Below are 24,657 nucleotides of genomic sequence, written 5' to 3' on the forward strand. Positions count from 1 at the left end.
CGCGACGGAAACGGAAAAAGCCCCGCCGCTATTCTTCAAGCGCGCGGGGCTTCGGGTCTTCTGACCCTCCGTACCGGGAGTGGTTTACCGGTAATCATCAGGCAGGACGGGTTTCACCGTCCCTGTCTTCAAAGAGATTTGATTTTCATGGGGCAGCCAGCCGCCAGCGTTGTCGTGCCTGCCGACGAAAAAGGTTCTGCAGTGCAGTGTCCTCAATCGTCATGGACCGCGTCGGGAACGCATGATCGTACGAGACGGTTATGCGCTCAGGACCGATCAGCCAGCTGTGGCTTCGCACAAGAGGCGAAGCCCGATGCGTCGGTCAGGTGGAGTCATGCCTCCCTCCTTCTTCGCGTTACGAGGCTTTGCTCGGTGTCAGCGTGCTCAAGCAACCATGCGCGCCCGAAGCGCCCACCGGCGCGGTTTCAAGGGCGGCCAACAGCCACGAGCACTGACGAAAATGATACTGCGCCTTTGGTGAATGGCGGTCAAGGCGATGCGGCGGCGCGGGCGAAATTGTGATCATCTGTAACGGATGCTCACGAGAGCCAGCCCGGCGCAGGACGATAGTGTCAGGAGCGTGTTCGATATTTGTTCTTTTCCCTTGCTCTTTTTTTTAAAACGAGGGACAACCCCCGCAACGTCGAAACGCCCTCGTCTGTCAGCGGGCCGCGCGGCCCATCGACATTTGCGGCGCGTTTCCTACATGAAGCATGGTCCGGCATGCTGCCGGCCACACCAGATAAATGAGACAGGCAGCGACGGGGCATGCCAGAACACAAGTCCATCACAATTCGCGGCGCGCGCGAGCACAATCTCAAGAATGTCGATCTCGACCTTCCGCGCGAAAAGCTGATCGTCATGACCGGCCTGTCGGGCTCGGGCAAGTCTTCGCTCGCCTTCGACACGATCTATGCCGAAGGTCAGCGGCGCTATGTCGAAAGCCTTTCGGCCTATGCGCGCCAGTTCCTGGAAATGATGCAGAAGCCGGATGTCGACCAGATCGACGGGCTTTCGCCGGCCATTTCCATCGAGCAGAAGACCACGTCGAAAAATCCCCGCTCCACCGTCGGCACGGTGACGGAGATCTACGACTATATGCGCCTTCTCTTCGCGCGTGTGGGCGTGCCCTATTCGCCGGCGACCGGCCTTCCCATTGAGAGCCAGACCGTGAGCCAGATGGTGGACCGGGTGATGGCGCTGGAGGAAGGCACCCGCCTTTACATTCTCGCCCCCATCGTGCGCGGGCGCAAAGGCGAATACCGCAAGGAGATGGCCGAGCTTCAGAAGAAGGGTTTTCAGCGGGTGAAGGTGGACGGCACCTTCTACGAGATCGCCGATGTGCCCGCCCTCGACAAGAAGTACAAGCACGACATCGATGTGGTGGTGGACCGCGTCGTGGTGCGCGCCGATCTGGCGACACGCCTGGCGGATTCGCTCGAAACCTGCCTGAAGCTCGCCGAGGGGCTGGCTGTCGCCGAGTTTGCCGACAAGCCTCTTTCGGAAGGCGCGACCGCCAAGGGCGGCGGCGCAAACAAATCGAAGAACGAAACGCATGAGCGCATCGTTTTCTCCGAAAAATTCGCCTGCCCGGTCTCCGGCTTCACCATTCCGGAGATCGAGCCGCGTCTCTTCTCGTTCAACAATCCGGCCGGCGCCTGCCCCACCTGTGACGGTCTGGGCAGCCAGCGCGCCATCGACCCCAATCTCGTGGTGCCGGACGACAATGCGATCCTGCGCGAAGGCGCCATCGCGCCCTGGGCCAAATCCACTTCGCCCTATTATCTGCAGACGCTGGAAGCGCTTGGCCGCGAATTCGGCTTCAAGGTGGGCGACCGCTGGCGCGATCTGCCGGACGACGGCAAGGACGCGATCCTGAACGGCACCGGCAACAGGAAAATCGTCTTCGACTACGATGACGGCCTGCGCAGCTACCGCACCACCAAGCCTTTCGAGGGTGTCGTGGTCAATCTTCAGCGGCGCTGGAAGGAGACGGAATCGGCCTGGATGCGCGAGGAGATCGAGCGCTACATGTCGGCCCATCCCTGCCCCGCCTGTGATGGTCACCGGCTCAAACCCGAGGCGCTTGCCGTCAAGATCGACGGCCTGCATATCGGCCAGGTAACCGCAATGTCGATCAGCAAGGCCGGCGCATGGTTCGAGGACCTGCCGGAGCATCTGAACGACAAGCAGAACGAAATCGCGGTGCGCATCCTCAAGGAGATCCGCGAGCGGCTGCGCTTCCTCAACGATGTCGGGCTCGAATATCTGACCCTGTCGCGCAATTCGGGCACGCTGTCGGGCGGCGAAAGCCAGCGCATTCGTCTGGCCTCGCAGATCGGCTCCGGTCTGACGGGCGTGCTCTATGTTCTGGACGAACCCTCCATCGGCCTGCACCAGCGCGACAATGACCGCCTGCTGGCGACGCTCAGACATCTGCGCGATCTCGGCAACACGGTGATCGTGGTGGAGCACGATGAGGACGCCATTCTGACCGCCGACTATGTGGTCGATATCGGCCCCGCAGCCGGTGTTCATGGCGGACAGATCATCGCTGAAGGCACGCCACAGGAGATCATGGCCAATCCGGCATCGGTCACCGGCAAATATCTCACCGGCGAAATGGCAATCCCGATGCCGGAACAGCGCCGCGAAATCTCCAAGAAGCGGCGCATTCGCGTCGTGGGTGCGCGCGGCAACAATCTGAAAAACGTGACGGCGGATGTGCCGCTTGGCACTTTTGCCTGCGTCACCGGCGTTTCTGGCGGCGGAAAGTCCACGCTTCTGATCGAGACGCTGTTCAAGGCCGCATCGCGCCGCATCATGGGGTCGCGCGAGCAACCGGCCGATCACGACCGGCTCGAAGGGCTTGAGCATCTCGACAAGGTCATCGATATCGACCAGTCGCCCATCGGCCGCACGCCGCGCTCCAACCCGGCCACCTATACGGGCGCGTTCACGCCGATCCGCGACTGGTTCGCGGGCCTGCCCGAGGCCAAGGCGCGCGGCTATCAGCCGGGGCGCTTCTCCTTCAATGTGAAGGGCGGGCGCTGTGAGGCCTGTCAGGGCGATGGCGTCATCAAGATCGAAATGCACTTCCTGCCGGATGTCTATGTGACCTGCGACGTCTGCCACGGCAAGCGCTACAACCGCGAGACGCTCGACGTCACCTTCAAGGGCAAGTCCATTGCCGACGTACTCGAGATGACGGTGGATGAAGGCGTGGAGTTCTTCTCTGCCGTTCCGGCCGTGCGCGACAAGCTCGTCACGCTCTCGCGCGTGGGGCTCGGCTATATTCATATCGGCCAGCAGGCAACCACGCTCTCCGGCGGTGAGGCGCAGCGCATCAAGCTCGCCAAGGAACTCTCCAAACGGGCAACCGGGCGCACGCTCTACATTCTGGACGAGCCGACCACGGGTCTGCATTTCCACGATGTGGCCAAGCTGCTCGAAGTGCTGCACGAGCTGGTGGACCAGGGAAACACGGTGGTGGTGATCGAGCACAATCTCGAAGTCATCAAGACCGCCGACTGGATTCTGGACCTCGGCCCCGAAGGCGGTGACGGCGGCGGCGAGCTCGTGGCCTGCGGCTCCATCGACGATGTGATGGCCGAGCCGCGCAGCTACACCGGCAAATTCCTGAAAGAACTTCTGGAGCGCCGGCCAGCCGGCAAGGCCCAGGCAGCGGAGTAAGACGATGAGCGCAGGCACCATTCGCGCCGGCATGGGCGGCTGGACGTTTCAGCCCTGGGAAGGCACGTTCTATCCGGACGACCTTCCAAAGAAGCGGCAGCTCGAATATGCGGCGCGACAGGTGCCGACCATCGAAGTGAACGGCACCTATTACGGCAGCCAGAAGCCGGCCACCTATGCCAAATGGGCGGATGAGGCCCCGGATGGTTTTGTCTTTTCACTCAAAGGGAACCGCTTCGTGACGAACCGCAAGGTTCTTTCGGAAGCCTCTGCTTCTCTTGAGAAATTTCTGGGTTCCGGCATCACGGAAATGGGTGACAAGCTCGGCCCGCTCGTCTGGCAGTTCGCGCCCACGAAGAAGTTCGACCCGGAAGATTTCGAAGGGTTCCTGAAACTGTTGCCGGCCGAGCGTGACGGCATCGCGCTGCGGCACGTTCTTGAAGTGCGGCACGATTCTTTCTGCACGCCTGAATTCCCGCAGCTGGTTCGCAAATTTGGCGCGGCCATCTGCTACGCCCACCACAACACCTATCCCGAGATTGCCGATGTGACGGGTGACTTCGTCTATGCGCGCCTCCAGCGTGGCGAGGACGATGTGCCCACGGCCTATCCGCCCTCCGAACTGGAGAACTGGGCCAGACGCGCAGAGCAATGGGCCGAAGGCGGACAGCCAGACGATTTGCCGATTGTTGACCCCGGCTTCACGGCGGAGAAGAAGCCGCGTGATGTGTTCGTCTACTTCATTCATGAAGGAAAGATCCGCGCCCCACATGCTGCAAAAGCCTTCATGGGCCTTGTCGGCTGATCTCGCTTCAGGCCGCACGCAAAAGCGCATGTAGAGAGTCAATATAGCGGCGTATCTATCTGTTTTCATTCATTATGCGAACGATGGTGCGCCGCTTATTCTTTGTCTTTACGCCTGTAGGGGCCAAGCCCTCTCGATGCCCGTGAATATTGCCGGTGTTCATGCCAGGGCCGGTATGGCTCGCGGATCGCGAAGGCGATGTGCGGCATCCCGGCGCCTTCCGAAAAGCGGACTTCGGCGCTGCCGCGACGCGCAAGATCGCGCGCCGTGATGATGCGCGCGCCATCTTCACTGCAATGGCGATCAAGCGTTGGATCATTCACCACGACCAGATCGACCGATGCGCAAAGAGCGATGATGCTGCGCCGCACGGTCGCGGCATCGTCCGACTTTTTCACATGCGCGATCCGCATACCCTCTGGATGCCGCAGAACGCAGATCGATTGATTACACAGGAAACGGCCGACGCTCTGATCTGCGAGAAGGTCGGCCAGCGACGCGCCTTTCGAACCGGCGGGCTTGCGCACCGTTCCCGCGCCCGCTGCGCGCAACCAGTTCTCGATAGAAAACCCGTTGGGGCGCGCGCGGTTGACGGCGAGCGTGTCGTCCCCGATCTGGACCGCGACCAGCCGCGCATCTTCAGAAACGAACATGTCGGGCAGATCGTGGTTTGCCAGAAGCACGCCGCCCGCCAGCAGGAACGGAACAGCCGCCAGCCACAAACGGGTGGTTGTGAGGGTGGGAATGGCCAGCGCGCAGCTCAGGCTCAGCGTGGCTGACAGCGGGATCGCTCCCGTTGCATCGAATGGCGTGCGCTCAGAGAACCAGTGCGCGATCGCCATGACTGTCGAGATGCCGCGCCCCATGAGGGCAAGCACCCAGCCATCGAGATTCAAGGGCATCGTCGCCATGGCCGCGACCGCCGATGGCATGACGACAAGAGAGACGACGGGCATGGCCGCAAGATTGGCCCCGAGCGCCAGTGGCGATGCACGCTGGAAATGCCAGACGCCATAGAGCGTGGTCGCCACACCCGCGATCAGCGAAGTGAGCGCCAGACCGCCCGCATAGACCAGAACAAGGCGGAAAAGACGACGCGCGCCCGAAGGTTCGATCTCGGCAGAATTGCGCCCGAATGCCCTTTCACGACGTCGGTTCCAGGCCGCATAGCCGGCAATGAGCGCCGCCGTCGCGGCAAAGGACATCTGGAACCCCGGACCGACCACCTCATGCGGCGAAAACGCAATCACCACCAGCGCAGCGATGGCCAGATTGCGCATGGTGAGCGCGGCGCGGTCGAACAGAAGCGCCAGAAGCATGACGGCCAGCATGAGAAAGCTGCGCTGCGCGGCCACGCCCGCTCCGGAAATGAAAAGGTAGAGGAAGCAGACCATAAGTGCTGCGCCGGCCGCATATTTGCGGACCGGATGCCTTGAGGAGAAACCGGGAAAGAGCGCAAAGCCCAGCCGCGCCGCGCCGATGATGGTGAAGGCTGCGAGCGCCATGTGCAGGCCCGAGATCGCCAGCACATGCGCGAGCCCGGCCCGGCGCAGATCCTCATTGACCTCTTCCGGAATGCCGCTGCGCAGGCCGGTGATGAGCGCCGCGGCGACATTGCCCTCCGCGCCGCCGATCTTCTCGCGCAGCCGGGCGGCAAGCGCTTCGCGCACCGCCTGCAGGCGGGCGGCAAGCCGCTGCAGCAGCCCGACAGGGTGATCAAGGGCGATGCGCGCCGGCTCCCGCATGAAGAAACCGACTGCGCCAAGGCGGTCAAAATAGCTCTCGAACGAAAAATCATAGGCATGGGGGCGCACCGGACCTGAAGGCGACATGAGCCGGACAAGCCCGCTCAGACCCTCGCCGGGTTTCAGGTCTGGCGGGATCGTGCGGGCGGAAAGCCGCGCGCGCTCCGGCGCATAGCGCAGCTGCGGGCGTGCCGTGGACAGAATATCGATGGTCAGGCGGAACCGGCCATCGGCGCGTTGCTCGACCTTGAGCACACGCCCGGTGATGCGTGTGGTGATGTCGGAGCCGACCATGGGCGTGCTGGCGCGCCAGGTCTCCACCTTTGCGGCCACGAGCCCCAGAAGCACGACGAGACCGGCCAGAAGGGCAAGGCGCAGCCGGGGCTTTGCGCCGGCCAGATGCGCTGCCAGAACACAGAGCGCCAGCCCGCTGACCAGTGCATAGGCCGGCGGTTCGACCGGCAGGGCGAAATAGATGAGCGCCCCGCTGCCCAGAAGGACCGGAAGCCATAGAAAAATCGTGCCCCGCGCCACTTCCTGCGCGATGGCGAAGCGGATTCCTGCCGCAACGGGCCTGGCGCCATGGCTCGGGATCTTACGCGCCTCATAAGAGCGAAGCGCGCGCGCCTCAATGGCAGGCGCAGGGCCGCAACTGTCCACTGCGACGGGAGCCGGCTCTGTGTCGGTGAACTGCATGCGTTCATCGGCGCGCGCCGATGCCACCTCGCCCCCCATGGCGTGGTCCCCCGTGCAATGCTTGCGCCCCGAGCGTTGTATGCTACATGACTGCCAGTCGAATGCCACCTGCGGTATCACCTACCCCCTGCGGGCCGGGAGACCGCGACAATTCCCGGGAAAGACCCCATGACAAAACCCGTCGTCACGCGCTTTGCGCCCTCACCCACCGGCTACCTGCACATCGGCGGGGCACGCACGGCGCTCTTCAACTGGCTCTATGCGCAGCATACGGGCGGCAAGATGCTTCTGCGCATCGAGGACACCGACCGTCAGCGCTCCACCGAAGCCGCAACCGCCGCGATCCTCGACGGCCTTGCCTGGCTGGGCCTCGACTGCGACGGCGAGCCGATTTCCCAGTTTGCCCGCGCAGACCGGCACCGCGCGGTGGCCGAGGAACTGGTGGCCAAGGGCGAAGCCTATTACTGCTACAGCTCTCCCGAAGAGCTGGAGGCGATGCGCGAAAAGGCGCGCGCAGAGGGACGCCCGCCGCGCTATGACGGCACCTGGCGCGACCGCGATGCTTCCCAAGCGCCTGAAGGCGTGAAGCCCGTCATTCGCATCAAGACCCCGCAGGAAGGCGAGACGGTCGTCGAAGACCAGGTGCAGGGCACGGTGCGCTTCCCGAACAAGGATCTGGACGATTTCATCATCCTGCGCTCCGACGGTTCGCCGACCTATATGCATGCCGTGGTGGTCGACGATCACGACATGGGCGTGACCCACATCATCCGTGGCGATGACCATCTGACCAACGCCGCGCGCCAGACGGTGATCTACAAGGCCATGGGCTGGGACGTGCCGGTGATGGCGCATATTCCGCTCATTCATGGCGCCGATGGCGCAAAACTTTCCAAGCGTCATGGCGCGCTCGGCGTCGAGGCGTACCGCGCCATGGGCTACCTGCCTTCGGCACTGCGCAATTATCTGGCCCGCCTTGGCTGGAGCCATGGCGATGACGAAATCATGTCGGACGAGGACATGATTCGCTGGTTCGACATCACCGATGTGAACAAGGGCGCTGCACGCTTCGACTTCCAGAAACTGGAGGCGCTGAACGGCGTTCACATGCGCCAGATGGCCGATGAAGAGCTGCTTTCCCGGCTGATAGACACATTGCCGCATCTGGAAGGTGGCGAAGCGCTTCTTTCCGCGCTGGACGAGCAGCGCAAGGCGCAGCTTCTTGCCGCCCTTCCCGGCCTTAAGGAGCGTGCGAAGACGCTGGTTGAACTCGTTGAAAGTGCAGCATTTATCTTCGACCAGAGGCCGCTCTCCTTCGATGAGAAGGCACAGCAGCTTCTCGATGAGAATGCGCGTCAGCTTCTTGCGGAAATTCTTCCCGTATTGCAAAATGTCGGCGATTGGACCCTTGCGAACATCGAAGCAGCTGTCCGCGAATTCGCGGAGCAGACCGAACGCAAGCTTGGCAAAGTCGCCCAACCCCTCAGGGCAGCGCTCACCGGGCGCACCACATCGCCAGGCATCTTCGATGTTCTCTCCGTTCTTGGGCGCGAGGAGAGTTTGGCGCGTATCAGCGATCAGGCTGCCTAGCTTCGTCCCGCAAAGGACCTGGCTTGCGGAACGGGTTTGATCACCGAGTGCGTGCTGCACTGCAATATTTGCATGCTGCACGCGCTTGGCACCACGGGGGAAATGCGTTAGCTATTTCGCGCGCTCGACCGCCAGCCATTATTTTGGGCGACAGATTTCTGGCGCCAAGTTCCTTGAAGTGAGAGGTGATTGCGATGACCAAACCAACTGCGAAGCTGGAAATTGGCGGCCAGGAAGAAGGGCACGAATTCGAGGTATTGAAGGGCAGCGTGGGCCCGGATGTGGTCAACATCGCCTCGCTTTACAAAGACACCGGACTGTTCACCTACGATCCCGGCTTCACGTCGACCGCAAGCTGCGAATCGAAGATCACCTATATCGATGGCGATGAAGGCATTCTGCTGCACCGCGGCTACCCCATCGAACAGCTCGCCGAGCACGGCGACTTTCTGGAAACCTGCTACCTCCTGCTCTACGGCGAGCTTCCGACGAAGACGGAAAAGGCAGACTTCGATTACCGCGTGACGCACCACACCATGGTGCATGAGCAGATGAACCGCTTCTTTACCGGCTTCCGCCGTGATGCGCACCCGATGGCCGTTATGTGCGGCGTTGTCGGCGCGATGTCTGCCTTCTATCACGACTCCACCGACATCTCCGATCCGCACCAGCGCATGGTCGCCAGCCTGCGCATGATCGCCAAAATGCCAACCATCGCGGCCATGGCCTACAAGTACCATGTCGGCCAGCCTTTCGTTTACCCGAAGAACGATCTCGGTTACGCGGCCAACTTCCTGCACATGTGCTTCTCGGTGCCGTGTGAGGACTACAAGGTGAACCCGGTTCTGGCCCGCGCCATGGAGCGGATCTTCATCCTCCATGCCGATCACGAGCAGAACGCCTCCACCTCGACGGTGCGTCTGGCCGGCTCTTCGGGCGCAAACCCGTTTGCCTGTATCGCTGCCGGCATCGCCTGCCTCTGGGGCCCTGCCCATGGCGGCGCGAACGAAGCCGCGCTCAACATGCTCGACGAAATCGGCTCCGTTGACCGTATCCCCGAATATATCGACCGCGCCAAGGACAAGAGCGATCCGTTCCGTCTCATGGGCTTCGGTCACCGGGTCTACAAGAACTACGATCCGCGCGCCAAGATCATGCAGAAGACCTGCCATGAGGTGTTAAGCGAACTGGGCATCAAGGACGATCCGCAGCTCGACATCGCCATGGAGCTGGAGCGCATCGCCCTGACGGACGAGTACTTCATCGAGAAGAAGCTCTACCCGAACATCGACTTCTACTCCGGCATCACGCTGAAGGCGCTGGGCTTCCCCACCACCATGTTCACGGTGCTCTTCGCGCTCGCGCGCACCGTCGGCTGGATCGCCCAGTGGAAGGAAATGATCGAGGATCCGAAGCAGAAGATCGGCCGTCCGCGTCAGCTCTACACGGGCGCAACGCACCGCGACTACGTTCCGATCGCCAAGCGCTGATTGTTCGACATTCAAAAAAGCCCCGCCAGACTGGCGGGGCTTTTTCTTTGAGCTGTTGCTCCTCTCTCAGGGACGGAGAAGCTTCTGCCTATTTTTCGGCTTCGACGCGCAGATGCGGAACGCCGTTGGATGTGCGTTCTCTGGAATGACCATCCGGACCCACAATACCGCGAATGCGCCTGCGGTAGTTGGAGAAGCCTTCAAACATCACCACATCGACGGGCTCGTCCAGATCGAGCACCAGCCTGAACCAGCCCGGCCCCTGCTTCATCTTGGCGATGATGCTGCCCTTGAAGGGTTGGGCCAGATAGGTCCCCTGCACGCGCATGCCAGGCTCCCACGGGTCTTCCTCACGGGCGGAAATCACCGCGCAGAACGTGTTCCAGTCGCGATAGCCATGCTGATGCGCGACCGTTTCCAGAGCCTGCGCATGAGACGTTGCACGTCCCTGGCTCTCCAGATGCGCCCGCAGTTTCTTTGCGAGCGCCTTGGCTTCCGCCATGGTCGGGATCTGGTTCATCATGCCTGCTCCGCTGCACCGGCCTGAAACAGGCCCCATTTCAGAGAGCGCGTGCGCGCCGTGCGGAAGAGAACAATCAGTGTCAGACAGAACAGCAGCAGTTCCGCAAACGGCCCGGCCATCCAGATGCCGCGCTCACCCACCATGTCGGCAAGGACAAAGGTGAGCGGGATGCCGAACAGATAGGGCTTTGACAGACCAAGCAGTGCGGCGCGACTGGCGTCGCCGATGGCCTGAAAATGCATCGCAATCATCATCAGCGGCCCGCCGGCAAAGAGCAACGCCACCATGATCGGAAGAACGCGCTCAACCTCCGAGACCACAGCCGGATCATCAACGAAGCCTCGTCCGATGTCCGCGGCAAAGACGGTCAGCAAGAACTGGACCACCAGCGCGTAGACGAAGGCCGTGACAACGGCGATGCGCAGGCTCCGGTCGGAACGCGCCCAGTCGCGCGCGCCGTAATTGTTGCCGGTGATCGTCTGCATCGCGTGGCTCAACCCCAGAAGCGGCAGGAAGCAGAAGGTCATCACCCGCGTGATGATGCCATAGGCGGACACCGTATCGCCGTAACCGGGCGCGTTCACCCATTGCAGGGCGATGATGATCGCCGCAGACCCGAGCGCCAGCCCCATGAAGTTGAGGCTCTGGGGGGCGCCGAGCGCCAGGATGCGCGTCCAGGCCGTATCGAGCCGGTGGTGCAGCAGAACGCTGGGACGCAGTTGCGTGCGTCCGCGCAGCCGAAACGCCAGAATGATGATGAAAGCCAGCGCCTGCGCCATCGCCGTGCCATAGGCGGAACCGGCGACGCCCATCTCCAGAATGGCGATGAACACATAGTTGAAACCGATATTCGCGACGGACACCAGAAGGCTCATGCCCGCCATGAGGTTGATGAGCCCCTCATTGCGCAGAGCGTCGGAATTGACCGAGAGGATGAACAGAAGCGGCGAACAGAACACCGTGATCCGCAGATAAACGAGCCCCATCTCGGCCAGAGGAACCGAGCCACCAGCGGCAAGCAACGCAACCGGAGCACCGAAGAGCATGAACAGGACGATGAGGACACCGCCCAGAAGAAGGGCGAGACCATGCGCGCCTGCGAACACCGCCTGCGCATCATCCATCGAGGATGCACCGAGGTGGCGGGCAAGCAGGCTGGACATGCCGCTTGCGACCAGCGTCGCCATTGCGACGATGAGCATGTAGACGGGAAACATCAGCGTAACGGCGGCAAGCGCATCCGGGCCGACAAAATGCCCCAGAAAGAGCGCATCGCACACGGCAAGAAGACCGTTCATCCCCATCACAAAGATGATCGGCAGCGCCGTTTTTGCGTAGATCGGCCCCAGTGGGCCTTCCGTAAATGTATTGGAGGACGTTTCAGACAAATCCCCATTCTCCTGTCGCAAAGGCCGCGCTGGAACTGGATGGGGCCCGCATTTCCATCCGCGCGACGAGCGTGGAGGACGAAGAAATCAGTCTGAGGCAGAACTTCACCGGGACATGTGTCAGCGGGCGGCGGGCGTCTGCAGCCAACCGCCATCTAGCGGGAACGCTGGCAAACGTCAAGAAGCCGTTCGGTAATGCGCTGTCTCAGAACACGAGCGCGCCTGATCAAACGGCAAGCGCTCGGCGTCTGACTACACCGTTTTCAGGCCGCGCCTGCGATGTGCCGCATAACGACTTCGGCCGCGATCTGGCCGGAGGGGCGCGGCGTTTCGAGCGCATCTGCGACCTGCTGGAAACCGTCCATCTGTGCTGCGCGCGGCGGCTTGTCCGCCCACAGCCCGGTGAGCTGACGTGCCAGATAGGACGGGCGGACATACTGGTTGAAGTGCTCCGGAACGACAGGCCAGCCGGCAATGAGATTGGGCAGCGCCGCCGACCAGACGGTGATGAGCGGGATCAGCGCCCGCGCAACAAAATCCGTTTTGTAACAAAGGATTGTCGGAACCCGTGAAAGCGCCAGTTCCAGCGACACCGTGCCCGAACAGGCAAGGGCTGCATCGGCTTCGGCGAAGGCCTCCCACTTGCGCGCAGGCTCCAGAATGATCTCCGGCTGAACGGGCCAGTCCTTCACGGCGGCTTCCACCATGGGCGCGACATGCGGCACGGTGGGCATGAGCAGGTGGAAGTCGTGCCCGGCTTCATGGAGGTGCCGCACAGTCTCTCCAAACGGCTCCAGAAGACGCGACACCTCGCCCCGGCGCGATCCGGGCAGGAGCAGCAGCGCGCGCTGCGCATCGCCAGGCTTGGCGGGTCCGGAAAGATGTGCGCTGGCAGCTGCAAGAATATCGGGGTCGGTGGCCAGACGATGTCCGACAAAGGTTCCGGGCGGACCTTTCAACCGTTCCAGCTCCGCCGGTTCGAATGGCAGCAGGCAGAGGATTTCGTCCACATGCGGGCGCATCGCGATGGCCCTGCCCGGTCGCCAGGCCCAAACGCTGGGGCAGACATAATGGATGATGGGGATGGAGGGATCGAGCGCACGGACCTTCTTCGCCACGCGCAGGCTGAACTCGGGGCTGTCGATGGTGACGAGGCAATCGGGCTTTGCCTTGACGATGGCCTGCGCTGTCTGGCCGATACGGCGCAGGAGACGCGGCAAGTCGCGCAAAATGGCGCTGACGCCCATAAGCGCTATTTCCTCGGCACTGAAGATCGGCTCCAACCCAAGCGCCATCAAATTGCGCCCGCCGACGCCGGTGAGTTCGACCTCTGCGCCGCTTTCGACCCGCAGCGCCTTGACCAGATCCGCGCCAAGCAGATCGCCGGATTCCTCGCCGGCGATGATCGCCAGTTTCAATGCCCCGCCTTTCGCGCTCATGCCCGCCCCTCCGGCTCAAGGCCAACGATGAACAGGCCAAGCGCGTCGGCCCGGCCAATCGTGTCGGCATAATCTATGATCAGCGAGCGGCCCGCCTCCAGCCCCACACCGGCAAGGCCGGCTGCATGCGCCGCCTCGATGGTGTTCGGCCCGATGGTCGGCAGGTCTGCGCGTTCATCCTGATCCGGTTTCACACATTTGACCAAAGCGCCCCCGGACTTGCCTGCAAGGCGGCCATGGTTGCGCATGTCGCGCATCCGGTCCAACAGGCCGGCCGTGCCCTCAATGCCTTCCAGAGCCACAGCGCGCCCGCCGACGGCGATGGCGGCCTGTCCGATGTCGAGACCACCGATCATGCGCGCAGCTTCATAAGCGGCGGCGAGATCCTTGCGGTCTCTGGCGCCGGGCTTTGTGCGGGTCATGACACCTTCAGCCGACAAAAGCTCCGGCGCGATCTCATGCGCGCCCAGAACCCGGATGCCTTTCGATTCGATATAGGCGATCACCGCCCGCAGCAGGCCATCGTCGCCCTTGGCGTAAGCGGCGATCAGCTTCGGCAGCGCCCGGAATACGTCCCAGCCGAGCCGCACCTTGCGGATGGGCGGTCGCCGGCTGACGCCGCCGGCCAGAACCAGATGCGTCACGCCTGCGCGCTTGAGTTTTGGAAGAAAGAGCGCCAGACGCTCAACGGGCGTCGGCCAGAGATCAAATGCGCTCTGATCTTCACCGGCCACCCAGTCTGCCTCGCCTTCCATGGCGACGACGAGCGGCCTGTGGCCATTCCTCACCAGCGTGCGCACCACATCGCGTGGCAGACCGCCGCTGCCGGCGACCACGGCAACGCGGGCGCCCGCTGGCAGGACCGACTTGGGGTCAGGCTGTCTCATTTTCCTCGGCCGCGCCCTTGCCGCGCGCCGGTAGCGTGAAGTGCCGCTTGTCCTTTGCACCGACAAAGGCCACCACGTCGCCGATCAGTTCCGAATCGGGATAGGCGCGCAGAACGGCGGCAGCGTTCTCTTCAAGCGAAGCGCCTTCGGCAAAGAGCATCCTGTAGGCCTTGCGCAGCGCCGAAATGTCTTCACGCGGCATGCCCGAGCGCTTGAGCCCGACCAGATTGAGGCCGCGCAGGCGCGCACGGTCGCCCACAGCCATGCCGTAGGGGATCACATCGCCGACAACGGCAGCAAAGCCGCCCAGAAAGGCGTGATGACCGATGCGCACGAACTGATGAACCGCAGCATAGCCGGAGATGATGACGTGATCGCCGATCTCGGCATGTCCGCCAAGACCGGCATAATTCGCCATGGTCACATGATTGCCCACCGCGCTGTCATGCGCGACATGGGAATAGGCCATGAAGAGGCCATGGGAACCGACCGTGGTCTTGCCACGGCTGGTGTCCGTGCCGGCATGAAAGGTCACGCCCTCGCGCACGACGCACTGTTCGCCCACTTCAAGCGTGCTGTGACCGCCCTTGTGGCCGAAATTCTGCGGCGGAGCGCCGAGAACCGCCTGCGGATAGACCTGGCAGCCTGCGCCAAGCGTGGTGTCGCCCATGATAGTGACATGGCCGATCAGCTCCACATCGTCGTGCAGCTTCGCCTGAGCGGAAACATGGCAGAACGGGCCAATCCGCACCCCCTCGCCCAGCTCTGCGCCGGGTTCGATGATGGATGAGGGATGAATGACGGTCTCTCGGGTCATCTATTCTATATTCTTCCGTCAGCCAGCCTGTTCGACAGACATCAGTGCCGAAATCGTGGCCTCGGCAACCTTCGCCTCATCGACCTTGGCCACGCAGTCGAACTTCCAGATGCTGCCGCGCTGCTTGACCTTGGTGACGTGGATCTCCATGCGATCCCCCGGCACGACGGGCTTGCGGAACTTCGCATTGTCGATGGTCATGAAATAGACGAGAGACGGGCTCTCATCACCCGCATTGTTGATGCAGATTGCACCGGCGGTCTGCGCCATGGCCTCAACGATCAGCACGCCCGGCATGACCGGCTGTGTTGGGAAGTGACCGGTGAAGTGCGGCTCGTTGGCCGTCACGTTCTTGATGCCGATGGCAGAGCGGTCGCCGTCAATCTCGATGATCTTGTCGACCAGCAGGAACGGATAGCGATGCGGCAGCAACCGCATCAGGTCCATGATGTCGAGGCTTTCAAGCGTGGTCGAAGCGGAGTCAGTCATCCCCATCCCTCTGTTTCTTCTTCCTTCCACCAACAAGACCGCGCAGCGCGGCCAGTTCGCGGAAAGCTTCCCGCATCGGCTGCGCCGGCGAGCCAGCCCAGCGTTCTCCCGGCGGCACGTCATTCATGACGCCGCTGGAAGCCGCAAGCTGCGCGCCTGAGCCGATGGTAATGTGATCCGCGATGCCGACACGTCCGCCGAGCATCACGAAATCGCCAAGTGTGACGGAACCGGACAGCCCGCAATGGCCTGCAACGATGCATCCCCGGCCAAGGCGGACATTGTGCGCGATCTGCACGAGATTATCGATCTTGGAGCCCTGCCCGATGATCGTGTCGACCAGCGCGCCACGGTCGACTGTGGTGTTTGCGCCGATCTCCACATCGTCCTGAATGACGACGCGTCCGATCTGGGGCAGTTTTTCGAGCCCGGTGGGGCCTGGAAGATAGCCGAACCCATCCTGACCGATGCGCACACCGGCGTGAATGATCACGCGGTCGCCGACCATCGCGCACTGAATGGTGGCGCCGGGGCCGATATAGCTTTCGCGTCCGATTCGCGTGCCCGCTCCAATCACCGCATTGGGGGCGATGATCGTACCGCTGCCGATATGCACGCCGGAGCCGATAACGGCTCCCGGCTCGATGGTGACATCGTCTTCAAGAATTGCGTCGGAGGCCACGCTTGCACGGGCGGAGACGCCGGTTTCGCCGGTCATCGAGCCCGGGCGCATGGCCTGAGGGAAAAGAAGGCGTGTTATCTGCGCGAAAGCGGCCTGCGGTTTGTCGACCACGAGGACGGCAACACCTTCGGGAACATGGCCCGCGATCTCATCCCTGCACAGAACGGCGGAAGCCGTTGTGCCCTTTGCCAGATCGGCGTTGCGCTTTCCTTCAACGAAAACAAGCGTTCCGGCACCGCCCTCAGAGGCTGCGGCAACGCTTTCAATAACAATCCCGGCATGCTCTGCATGCGTGAGATTCGCTCCCGTCAGCGAGGCGATCTCGCCTGCCGTTATGCGGCGCGCGGGAGCAAAGAATTCAGGATCCTTCATGGAAACCTTTCGCCCGGGCCACCGGGGCCCGGGCTAAACAGGGTGTGCCAGAAAACGTCAACCGGTTAGAAGCGGGTCGAAATACCGAAGTTGAAGTTCTGCACGTCGTCTGTGTCTTCTTTCAAGATCGGGTATGCGTAATCGACACGCAGCGGGCCGAAGGGCGAAGCCCAGATCAGGCCTGCACCGACCGAAGCGCGCCACTGCAGATCCGTTCCGATGGCGCCTGCGATATCGCTGCCATAAAGCGTTGCCGCATCAGCAAAGACCGCGCCGCGAAGACCGAAGCTCTCCGGCAGGACCGGGAACGGGAACTGCGCTTCTGCCGAAGCGTTGAAGTAGGTCTTGCCGCCGATGTGGTCGATGCCGCCACCCGAAGCGTTCTGGTACGGGCCGATGCCGTTGTAATCGAAGCCACGGATGATGCGGTCGCTGCTCGAGAAGTGGTCGAACACGCGCAGATCGCCATCCAGAGCCTGGATGTGACCGGCACCAACCGTGAACAGGCCGACGAGATCGAGTTCTTCGGACAGCGTCTGGTAGTAGGTGCCGCGCGCCGTCGCCTTCACGAACTTCGCATCGCCACCGAGACCGGCAACCTCAAGCGTGAGGTTCGCATAAAGGCCCGAATGCGGGTTCTTCATGTCGTCGATCGTGTTGTAGACCAGCGAGCCGCTAACCGAGGACTTGATCCACTTGCCGTCGTCGATGGCGTCCTGCAGAGCCGGGGCCAGATTACAGCTTGCGTCATACGGGTTTTCGCAAACGCCAACGCCCGTATACTCCTCCTGGGAGAAGTTGTAGGCGAGCTGCGAAGACAGGGCTTCCGTGATCGGCAGACCGAAGCGGATCGTCGCACCGGTGGTGTCGCGATCATACTTGTCGTCGAACTTGCGGGTGCGGCGGTAGACGTCGAAACCAGCCGAAATCCGGCGACCGAGGAAATACGGCTCGGTGAAGGAGAACGAGTAGTCGCGCGAGTCCTTGCCACCGCCGGCCGCGATGCGGACGAACTGGCCACGGCCGAGGAAGTTGCGCTCGGTGACGGAGCCTTCAACAGAGAAGCCGCCGCTGCTGCTGTCGCCGCTAGCCGTCGAGTAACCGGCGCCGATGGAGAACTCACCGGTCGACTTCTCAACCACATCAACGACCAGAATGACCTGATCGGGCTGCGAACCCGGAACCGTCGAGATGTTGACGGTCTGGAAGAAGTTGAGGCCTTCGAGGCGACGCTTTGCGCGCTGCACGAGCACCTGATTGAAGGCGTCGCCCTCGCTCAGATCGAACTCGCGACGGATCACGTAGTCACGCGTGCGCTGGTTGCCGCGGATCTCGATGCGCTGGATGTAAGCGCGCGGACCTTCGTCGATCGAGTACACGACGTCGATCTCGCGGGTCTCGAAATTGCGGTTGCCGCGCGGCGTCACCTGGGCGAAGGCATAGCCTTTGCCAGCCACATTCTCGGTCAGCGCAATGATGGAGTCTTCAACGTTCTTGGCGCTGTAGACATTGCCCTGACGGGTCTTGATCTCTGCATTGAGAGCGTCCGTGTCGATACCGGTGACCGTGCTCTCGACGCCGATATTGCCGAAGCGATAGCGCTCGCCCTCGTCCACGGTGAAGGTCACCGTGTAGGCGTTCTCGACTTCGTCTAAGTCGGCGGTCGCCGAGATCACGCGGAAATCCGCATAACCACGGTTGTAGTAGAAACGGCGCAGCGTCTCTTCATCCGCGCGCAGACGATTGTCGTCATAGATGTCGTCGCGCATCAGGAAGGAAAGGAAGTTCGACTGCTTGGTCGAGATCACGTCGCGCAGACGGCCATTGCCGAAAGCTTCGTTGCCAACGAAGTTGATCGCGGCGATCTTCGTGCGGCCACCTTCCTGAACTTCGAAGATGACGTTGACGCGACCGTCGTCAAGCGCCTGCGTGCGGCCGGTAACGGTTGCGTCGTCACGACCGATGCGGCGATAGGCTTCCCGAATCGTCTCCTCGTCAGCCTGGAGCGACTGGTTGGAGAAGGACTTGCGAGGCTGCAGCTGAACAGCGCGCGCCAGATTCGCGTCCTTGATCTTCTTGTTGCCCTGGAAAATGACCTGGTTGACGATCGAATACTCGTCAACGGTCACGATCAGCGCGCCGCCGGACTGGCTGATCGACACGTCGGCAAACAGGCCGGTTGCGAACAGGCGCTTGACGGCCTCGTTCACATCATCGTTCGAGAAAGAGCGCCCCGGACGAATGTCGATATAGTTGCGAATGGTCTCGTCTTCGACGCGGCGGTTTCCACGCACCTCGATACGGCTGACCGTCGCGGCCTCGGCCGCTTCCATGGCGGCGAGCTGGACGGCAACCGTCCCCGTCATCGCCAACCCCGCCGAAAGGGCTACTGCCGAAACGGCGTTCTTAAAGCTAGAAGATGCCTTCATTGGGCCTGAAAACCTCTATTCTCTTTGTCCCCGCAGCGAGAAATAGGAACAATCTAAAAAAGCAGCTATCGTAATAGCCAGATTTTCCCTACACGCAAGCCTTCTGGTTAATTTGCGTTTACGAACCACCGCTTAGTGGCATTCGCGTCACGCGAAATTCAAAGCCATGGTAAATATCGTCTCAATTTTTACACATTCCGCCTTCCCGATCCTCCCTCAGCATCCGAACAGGTCGTTCCAGAAAACGAATCCCATGAATGCGAGAACGGCGAACAAGCCGACGCGGTAAACCGCATCCATGACCCTCTCGGACACAGGACGACGCATTACAGCTTCTATGGCGTAGAACACCAGATGCCCGCCATCAAGGGGGGGAATGGGCAAAAGATTAAGAACACCGATACCGACTGACAATAATGCAACAAGTTGTACGAGCCATTCGAAGCCGAGCTGGGCCGCCTTGCCGGCCATATCGGCGATCTTCACCGGGCCACCAAGCTGACACCTGTCCTCACGCCCTGCGACAAAGCGTTTTAGAAACTGGCCGGTGCGATAGATCACATAGCCGGTTTCCTTGACCGCCTCGCCCAGCGCATCCAGCGGGCCATACTCAACCAGTCGCGGCTGGCCCATTTCCTCATCATTGACGACGCCGATGATTCCGATCTTCACCGTGTTGCCGAGTGCATCCTTCTGCTCGACCATTTCGGGCGTCGCCTTGAGCTCCAGCTCTTCATCACCACGACGCACCACGAAGGAGAGTTCGTCGCCCGACCGCCCGGACACGAGACGCTGCACATCGCCAAAGCTGCGCACCTGCGATCCATCGACGGAAACGAAGCGGTCGCCCGGTTCGAAACCGGCAATGGCGGCCGGCGTGTCGGGCCGAACCTCGGCCACCATCGGCTCCATCACATAACGCCCGAAACCGGCGAACATCACCGCGAAAACCGCAATGGTGAGAAGGAAGTTGAACAGCGGACCGGCAAAAACCGTGGCCGCGCGCTTCCAGACCGGCTGGGTATGGAAGGCGACGCGCAGCTCTTCGGGCGACAGGCGCTCCGTCGATTCGGGATCGGGCGTGCTGGTCACAGACATGTCGCCGGTGAACTTCACATAGCCGCCGAGCGGAATGGCCGACAGCTTCCAGCGCGTGCCATGCCTGTCGTTGAAGCCGAAGAGTTCCGGCCCGAAACCGATCGAGAACGCCTTCACGCCAATGCCGCACCAGCGCCCCACCAGATAGTGCCCCATCTCGTGCACGAACACGACAACGGTCAGGACGAAGAGAAACGGCACGATGGTGCCGATCAGCAATCCGTCCGTGCTGAATATGGTGCTGAAAAAATCGGTCACGGTTGTTCCACTCGATTACGGTTTGCATCAGCGCCTCGATCCGAAATGTCTGCATGACTTTCAGAACGTCAGCTGCACTGTTCCAATAAGCTGCTGCTTAACAGCCTGCGGGATTCCGTCGACGCTGTACGGCGAATCCCGGAATTCGACACTTCAATGCCATTCCGGCATTGCGAAGGCAAACGCCCTCAGCCCCTAGAACCGGAAAAAGGCGTGAGCCGGCATCTCCGGACTGCCGAGCAGCGCCGCCACGAGATATAGGGCGAGCGCTGCCGCCATCAGCCCGTCGACACGATCCATGACCCCGCCATGGCCGGGAATGAGATTGCTCGAATCCTTCACGCCGCTGCGGCGCTTCAGGGCTGATTCGAACAGATCGCCCAGCTGCGAGATGACAGAGAGAACAAGCGCGATGAGCGCCAGCAGAACCACGCCATGGACGGTGCTTTCATGCATGGCAAAAGCCGCGCCTGCGACAACCGCAAAGGCCGCGCCGCCAATCGCGCCGCTCCACGTCTTGCCGGGAGAAATCGAAGGCGCAAGCTTCGGCCCGCCCAGACTGCGGCCGGTAAAATAGGCCATGATGTCCGAGGTCCAGACCACGGCGAACAGAAACAGGATTGCCAGGAAACCGGACTGGTCGTCCGCCCGCAAATGCACCAGGGCGATTGCGGGTGCTGCGGCGTAAGCGACGCCGGCCGTGGTTCCGAGCCCCTCGCCCGACGCCCATCCATGAAGCGCAAGCACGACAAGAATACCGGCCAGCGCCAGAAAAACCGCGCCCGCTGAAAGGCCGAGTATCATCATTGCCATCACCACCGCCAGAAGTGCGATGGCGATGGTCGCGTGAACGCCGGTCTTCGAGCCGGGTCGCATCGCGAGCCATTCATAAAGGATCGCGCCGGCCATGACCGCCGCCATGAGACGGAACGGCAGGCCACCCAGATAGGTGATCAGAAGGACGACGCTTCCAAGAACGAGCGCTGAAACGGCCCGCACCTGAAGATTGCTGCGCGGGCGCCGTGTCGGCCCGCCTTCATCGCCGGGCTTGCTCATAGAGCCGCTTCGCGTGCTCCAACACCGCCGAAGCGGCGCTCGCGCGCGTTGAACGTGGCCAGAGCCGTCTCCAGCTCGCATCGGCCGAAATCCGGCCAGTGGCACGGCAGGAAGACGAATTCCGCATAGGCTGCCTGCCACAGAAGGAAATTCGACAGGCGCTGCTCGCCGCTTGTGCGGATAATCAGGTCGGGATCGGGAATACCGGCGGTATCGAGACGGTTTCCGAAACCATCGATATCGATGTCGTCGGCGGTGATCTTTCCCGCCTGCACATCGGCGAAGAGCGATTTGGCAGCGCGCACGATCTCGTCACGCGCGCCGTAGTTGAAGGCGATCACCAGATTCATGCTGGTGTTTTCCGCCGTCAGATTTTCCGCTTCAAGCAGAAGGGACTTGATGTCCTTCTCGAGGTTTTCGCGGTCGCCGATAATGCGAACGCGAACCCCGTTCTGGTGCAGTTCCGCCAGATCGCGCCTGATGAACAGGCGCAGGAGGCCCATGAGGTCATTCACCTCGGAGCGCGGTCTGGACCAGTTTTCGGAGGAGAAGGCGTAAACGGTCAGCCAGTTGATGCCCAGCTCACCGGCAGAGCGCACAGCCTTGCGCAGCGCCTCCACACCGGCGCGGTGGCCGGCACGGCGTGGCAAGCCGCGCGCTTCCGCCCAGCGACCGTTGCCGTCCATGATGATCGCCACATGCGCCGGCTTCACGTATCTGCCTCCCCTCGCGTTCGAGCAGCCCTGGGGCTGGTAGAGCATCGGACCGAAACGGGAATCCGGTTTTCGATTGTTCCGATGCTCCATCGATGGTCTGGATCGTCCCCTATGCGTCCGGATGGACGCAGGGCGACCTAGACGTGCATGATCTCGGCTTCTTTCTCGGTCAGGAGCTTGTCCATGACGGTGATGGTCTCATCCGTCATCTTCTGCACCTGTTCGGACTGCGTGTGCAGCTCGTCCTGGCTTATGTCGCCATCCTTTTCGGCCTTTTTGAGATGCTCCATGCCGTCGCGGCGCACGTGGCGCGCGGCAACCTTGGCGCCCTCGGCGTACTGATGGGCGATCTTCACGAGTTCCTTGCGCCGCTCTTCATTGAGCTCGGGCAGCGGAATGCGCAGGGTCGAACCGTCCATGATCGGGTTGAACCCGAGATTCGATTCGCGGATCGCGCGGTCCACGGCATTGACCATGCTCTGGTCCCACACCGACACGGAGATCATGCGGGGTTCGGGCACGGACACCGTGGCCACCTGGTTGATCGGCATGGGCGTGCCATAAGCCTCCACCTGGATCGGGTCCAGAAGGTTGGCAGAAGCACGGCCCGTACGAAGTGAAGCAAGATCGTGCTGAAACGCACTGACTGCCCCTTCCATACGTCGCTTCAGATCTTTGAAATCAACGCCGTCGGCCATTCTTAAATCTCCTTACGCACCGGCACGCTGTTCGGTATCGGCGTCATCGGACACGATGGTGCAATGTCCGCCGCCTTTCAAGATGGCGTTAAATCCGCCCTCTTCATGAATCGAGAAAACGATTATCGGAATGTGGTTCTCGCGCGCAAGAGCAATCGCAGCGGTATCCATAATCGCCAGCCCGTCACGTATAACTTGTGCATGGCTGAGAGTGTCAAAGCGCGTGGCGTCCGGGTCCTTGCGGGGGTCGGCGGAATAGACGCCATCCACCTGCGTGCCCTTGAACAGCGCGTCTGCGCCGATTTCCGCAGCCCTCAGAGCGGCGGCCGAGTCGGTCGTGAAGAACGGGTTGCCCGTGCCACCGGCGAAGATGACCACCTTGCCTGCGTCCATGTAACTCATCGCCTGACGCTGGGAGAAGCTTTCGCACAGCTCCGGCATCGCAATGGCCGACATGACCACCGCATCAACGCCCATCTTGACGAGCGAGGTGCGCAGGGCGAGCGAATTAATGACCGTGGCGAGCATGCCCATATGGTCGCCCGTCACACGGTCGCCGCCCTTCGAGGCAACGGCCACACCGCGGAAGATGTTGCCGCCGCCGATGACAACGCCAACCTCGACGCCGATCTTGCGCGCCTCGACGATATCGCGGGCAATCCGGTCGACCACCGAAACATCGATACCGAATCCCTGCTCGCCCATCAAAGCTTCGCCGGATGCCTTAAGGACAACGCGCCGGTAGCGTGCTTCGCTCATCTTCATAGTCTCCAAATTTGCCCCTGCGTTACACGAAGGGCGCCGCGTTGTCACGCGGCGCCCTTTATCATCAAGCAGTTATACAACCAGTCTTAAGACTTGGCGGCTGCCGCAACCTCGGCTGCGAAATCGCTCTCTTCGCGCTCGATGCCTTCGCCAAGAGCGAAGCGGACGAAGCTGACGATTTTCGCCGGTGCGCCGATTTCCTTCTCGGCTTCGGCAAGCGCCTTCTCGACCGAGAGATCCGGGTTCATGACGAAAGCCTGCTTCAGGAGGACAACCTCCTCGTAGAACTTGCGCATGCGGCCTTCGACCATCTTCTCGATAATGTTCTCGGGCTTGCCGGACTGGCGTGCCTGGTCGGAGAAGATGTCCTTCTCGCGCGCTGCGGCAACCGGGTCGACATCGGCCTCGGTCAGAGCCAGCGGGTTGGTCGCGGCAACATGCATGGCGACCTGACGGCCGAATGCACGGGCAGCTTCCGCATTGCCGGTGGTCTCGATGGCGACCAGAACGCCAAGCTTGCCAAGACCGTCGGTCACGGCGTTGTGGATGTAGCTGGCAACCGCACCGTTCTCGACGGAAAGCTTCGCCGAACGACGCAGCGACATGTTCTCGCCGATCGTGCCGATCGCGTCCTTGACGGTGTCTTCAACCGACTTGCCGGTTTCCGGGTAGGTCGCAGCAGCAACGGCCTCGATGGAGCCATCGGTGCCCAGAGCAACGGTTGCGATGTTGCTGACGAGCGACTGGAACGCGTCGTTGCGCGCAACGAAGTCGGTCTCGGAGTTCACTTCGACGACAACGGCGCTGTTTGCGTCGCCTGCAACGCCGACCAGACCTTCAGCAGCCGTACGGCCGGCCTTCTTGTCAGCCTTGGCGATGCCCTTCTTGCGCAGCCAGTCCATGGCTGCTTCCATGTCACCGTCGTTTTCCTTCAGGGCCGTCTTGCAGTCCATCATGCCTGCGCCGCTTTTCTCGCGCAGTTCCTTGACCTGTGCAGCTGTAATGCTCATCGTCGCCTCTT

Annotated in this window: 19 protein-coding genes; 4 read left to right on the forward strand and 15 right to left on the reverse strand. The window is 61.9% G+C overall.

The window, feature by feature from the left end:
* The first annotated feature begins 768 nt into the window (after positions 1 to 768).
* Positions 769 to 3,693 carry an excinuclease ABC subunit UvrA gene (uvrA, locus tag JYP46_RS06340; RefSeq protein ID WP_206547596.1) on the forward strand — a complete coding sequence of 975 codons (2,925 nt, stop codon included), beginning with the start codon at positions 769 to 771 and terminating at the stop codon, positions 3,691 to 3,693.
* A gap of 4 nt (positions 3,694 to 3,697) precedes the next feature.
* A complete protein-coding gene (locus JYP46_RS06345) occupies positions 3,698 to 4,498 on the forward strand; it encodes a DUF72 domain-containing protein (protein ID WP_206547597.1) in 801 nt (266 codons plus the stop codon).
* Between the two features lie 95 nt (positions 4,499 to 4,593).
* On the opposite strand, the gene JYP46_RS06350 is transcribed toward JYP46_RS06345, so the two are convergent.
* Positions 4,594 to 6,978: a ComEC/Rec2 family competence protein gene (locus tag JYP46_RS06350; RefSeq protein ID WP_206547598.1), complete on the reverse strand. Its 2,385-nt coding sequence runs from the start codon at positions 6,976 to 6,978 to the stop codon at positions 4,594 to 4,596.
* A 129-nt stretch (positions 6,979 to 7,107) separates the two neighbouring features.
* Here JYP46_RS06350 and gltX point away from each other — a divergent pair, with 129 nt between their 5' ends.
* Positions 7,108 to 8,529 (forward strand): glutamate--tRNA ligase, encoded by a 1,422-nt coding sequence (gene gltX / locus JYP46_RS06355; protein WP_206547599.1) that lies wholly within the window; start codon positions 7,108 to 7,110, stop codon positions 8,527 to 8,529.
* A gap of 194 nt (positions 8,530 to 8,723) precedes the next feature.
* The gene (gene gltA, locus JYP46_RS06360) at positions 8,724 to 10,019 is read left to right on the forward strand and encodes a citrate synthase (protein ID WP_113155150.1); all 1,296 of its coding nucleotides are present in this window, start codon (positions 8,724 to 8,726) and stop codon (positions 10,017 to 10,019) included.
* Positions 10,020 to 10,107: 88 nt separating this feature from the next.
* Here the strand turns inward: gltA and JYP46_RS06365 are convergent, their stop codons facing one another.
* From JYP46_RS06365 to tsf, 14 genes are all read right to left on the reverse strand, one after another.
* Positions 10,108 to 10,542: a glyoxalase superfamily protein gene (locus tag JYP46_RS06365; RefSeq protein ID WP_206547600.1), complete on the reverse strand. Its 435-nt coding sequence runs from the start codon at positions 10,540 to 10,542 to the stop codon at positions 10,108 to 10,110.
* Complete coding sequence (locus JYP46_RS06370) at positions 10,539 to 11,930, reverse strand: MATE family efflux transporter (RefSeq protein WP_206547601.1); 1,392 nt, start codon at positions 11,928 to 11,930, stop codon at positions 10,539 to 10,541. Before JYP46_RS06370 ends, JYP46_RS06365 begins: the two co-directional genes overlap by 4 nt.
* A gap of 263 nt (positions 11,931 to 12,193) precedes the next feature.
* Positions 12,194 to 13,369, reverse strand: coding sequence for a lipid-A-disaccharide synthase (gene lpxB / locus JYP46_RS06375; protein WP_206547602.1), 1,176 nt, complete (start codon positions 13,367 to 13,369; stop codon positions 12,194 to 12,196).
* On the reverse strand, positions 13,366 to 14,256 hold the full coding sequence (locus JYP46_RS06380; RefSeq protein ID WP_206547603.1) for an LpxI family protein: 891 nt from the start codon (positions 14,254 to 14,256) through the stop codon (positions 13,366 to 13,368). Before JYP46_RS06380 ends, lpxB begins: the two co-directional genes overlap by 4 nt.
* The gene (gene lpxA / locus JYP46_RS06385) at positions 14,243 to 15,073 is read right to left on the reverse strand and encodes an acyl-ACP--UDP-N-acetylglucosamine O-acyltransferase (protein WP_206547604.1); all 831 of its coding nucleotides are present in this window, start codon (positions 15,071 to 15,073) and stop codon (positions 14,243 to 14,245) included. The genes JYP46_RS06380 and lpxA overlap by 14 nt, the downstream gene beginning before the upstream one ends.
* An 18-nt stretch (positions 15,074 to 15,091) precedes the next feature.
* The gene (gene fabZ / locus JYP46_RS06390; protein WP_113155145.1) at positions 15,092 to 15,562 is read right to left on the reverse strand and encodes a 3-hydroxyacyl-ACP dehydratase FabZ; all 471 of its coding nucleotides are present in this window, start codon (positions 15,560 to 15,562) and stop codon (positions 15,092 to 15,094) included.
* Positions 15,555 to 16,616 carry a UDP-3-O-(3-hydroxymyristoyl)glucosamine N-acyltransferase gene (lpxD, locus tag JYP46_RS06395; RefSeq protein WP_113155144.1) on the reverse strand — a complete coding sequence of 354 codons (1,062 nt, stop codon included), beginning with the start codon at positions 16,614 to 16,616 and terminating at the stop codon, positions 15,555 to 15,557. The genes fabZ and lpxD overlap by 8 nt, the downstream gene beginning before the upstream one ends.
* A gap of 65 nt (positions 16,617 to 16,681) precedes the next feature.
* Positions 16,682 to 19,045 carry an outer membrane protein assembly factor BamA gene (bamA, locus tag JYP46_RS06400; protein ID WP_206547605.1) on the reverse strand — a complete coding sequence of 788 codons (2,364 nt, stop codon included), beginning with the start codon at positions 19,043 to 19,045 and terminating at the stop codon, positions 16,682 to 16,684.
* A 216-nt stretch (positions 19,046 to 19,261) separates the two neighbouring features.
* Positions 19,262 to 20,401, reverse strand: coding sequence for an RIP metalloprotease RseP (gene rseP / locus JYP46_RS06405; RefSeq protein WP_206547606.1), 1,140 nt, complete (start codon positions 20,399 to 20,401; stop codon positions 19,262 to 19,264).
* A gap of 195 nt (positions 20,402 to 20,596) precedes the next feature.
* Positions 20,597 to 21,457, reverse strand: coding sequence for a phosphatidate cytidylyltransferase (locus tag JYP46_RS06410; protein WP_206545349.1), 861 nt, complete (start codon positions 21,455 to 21,457; stop codon positions 20,597 to 20,599).
* Complete coding sequence (locus JYP46_RS06415) at positions 21,454 to 22,218, reverse strand: isoprenyl transferase (RefSeq protein ID WP_113155140.1); 765 nt, start codon at positions 22,216 to 22,218, stop codon at positions 21,454 to 21,456. The genes JYP46_RS06410 and JYP46_RS06415 overlap by 4 nt, the downstream gene beginning before the upstream one ends.
* Before the next feature lie 92 nt (positions 22,219 to 22,310).
* On the reverse strand, positions 22,311 to 22,871 hold the full coding sequence (frr, locus tag JYP46_RS06420; RefSeq protein WP_113155139.1) for a ribosome recycling factor: 561 nt from the start codon (positions 22,869 to 22,871) through the stop codon (positions 22,311 to 22,313).
* A 12-nt stretch (positions 22,872 to 22,883) separates the two neighbouring features.
* Complete coding sequence (pyrH, locus tag JYP46_RS06425) at positions 22,884 to 23,630, reverse strand: UMP kinase (RefSeq protein WP_113156292.1); 747 nt, start codon at positions 23,628 to 23,630, stop codon at positions 22,884 to 22,886.
* Positions 23,631 to 23,722: 92 nt separating this feature from the next.
* Positions 23,723 to 24,646: a translation elongation factor Ts gene (tsf, locus tag JYP46_RS06430; protein WP_206545350.1), complete on the reverse strand. Its 924-nt coding sequence runs from the start codon at positions 24,644 to 24,646 to the stop codon at positions 23,723 to 23,725.
* Between the last annotated feature and the right edge of the window lie 11 nt (positions 24,647 to 24,657).

Origin of the sequence: Nitratireductor aquimarinus (genome assembly GCF_017255295.1) — a bacterium.
Classification (GTDB): Bacteria; Pseudomonadota; Alphaproteobacteria; order Rhizobiales; family Rhizobiaceae; genus Nitratireductor; species Nitratireductor aquimarinus.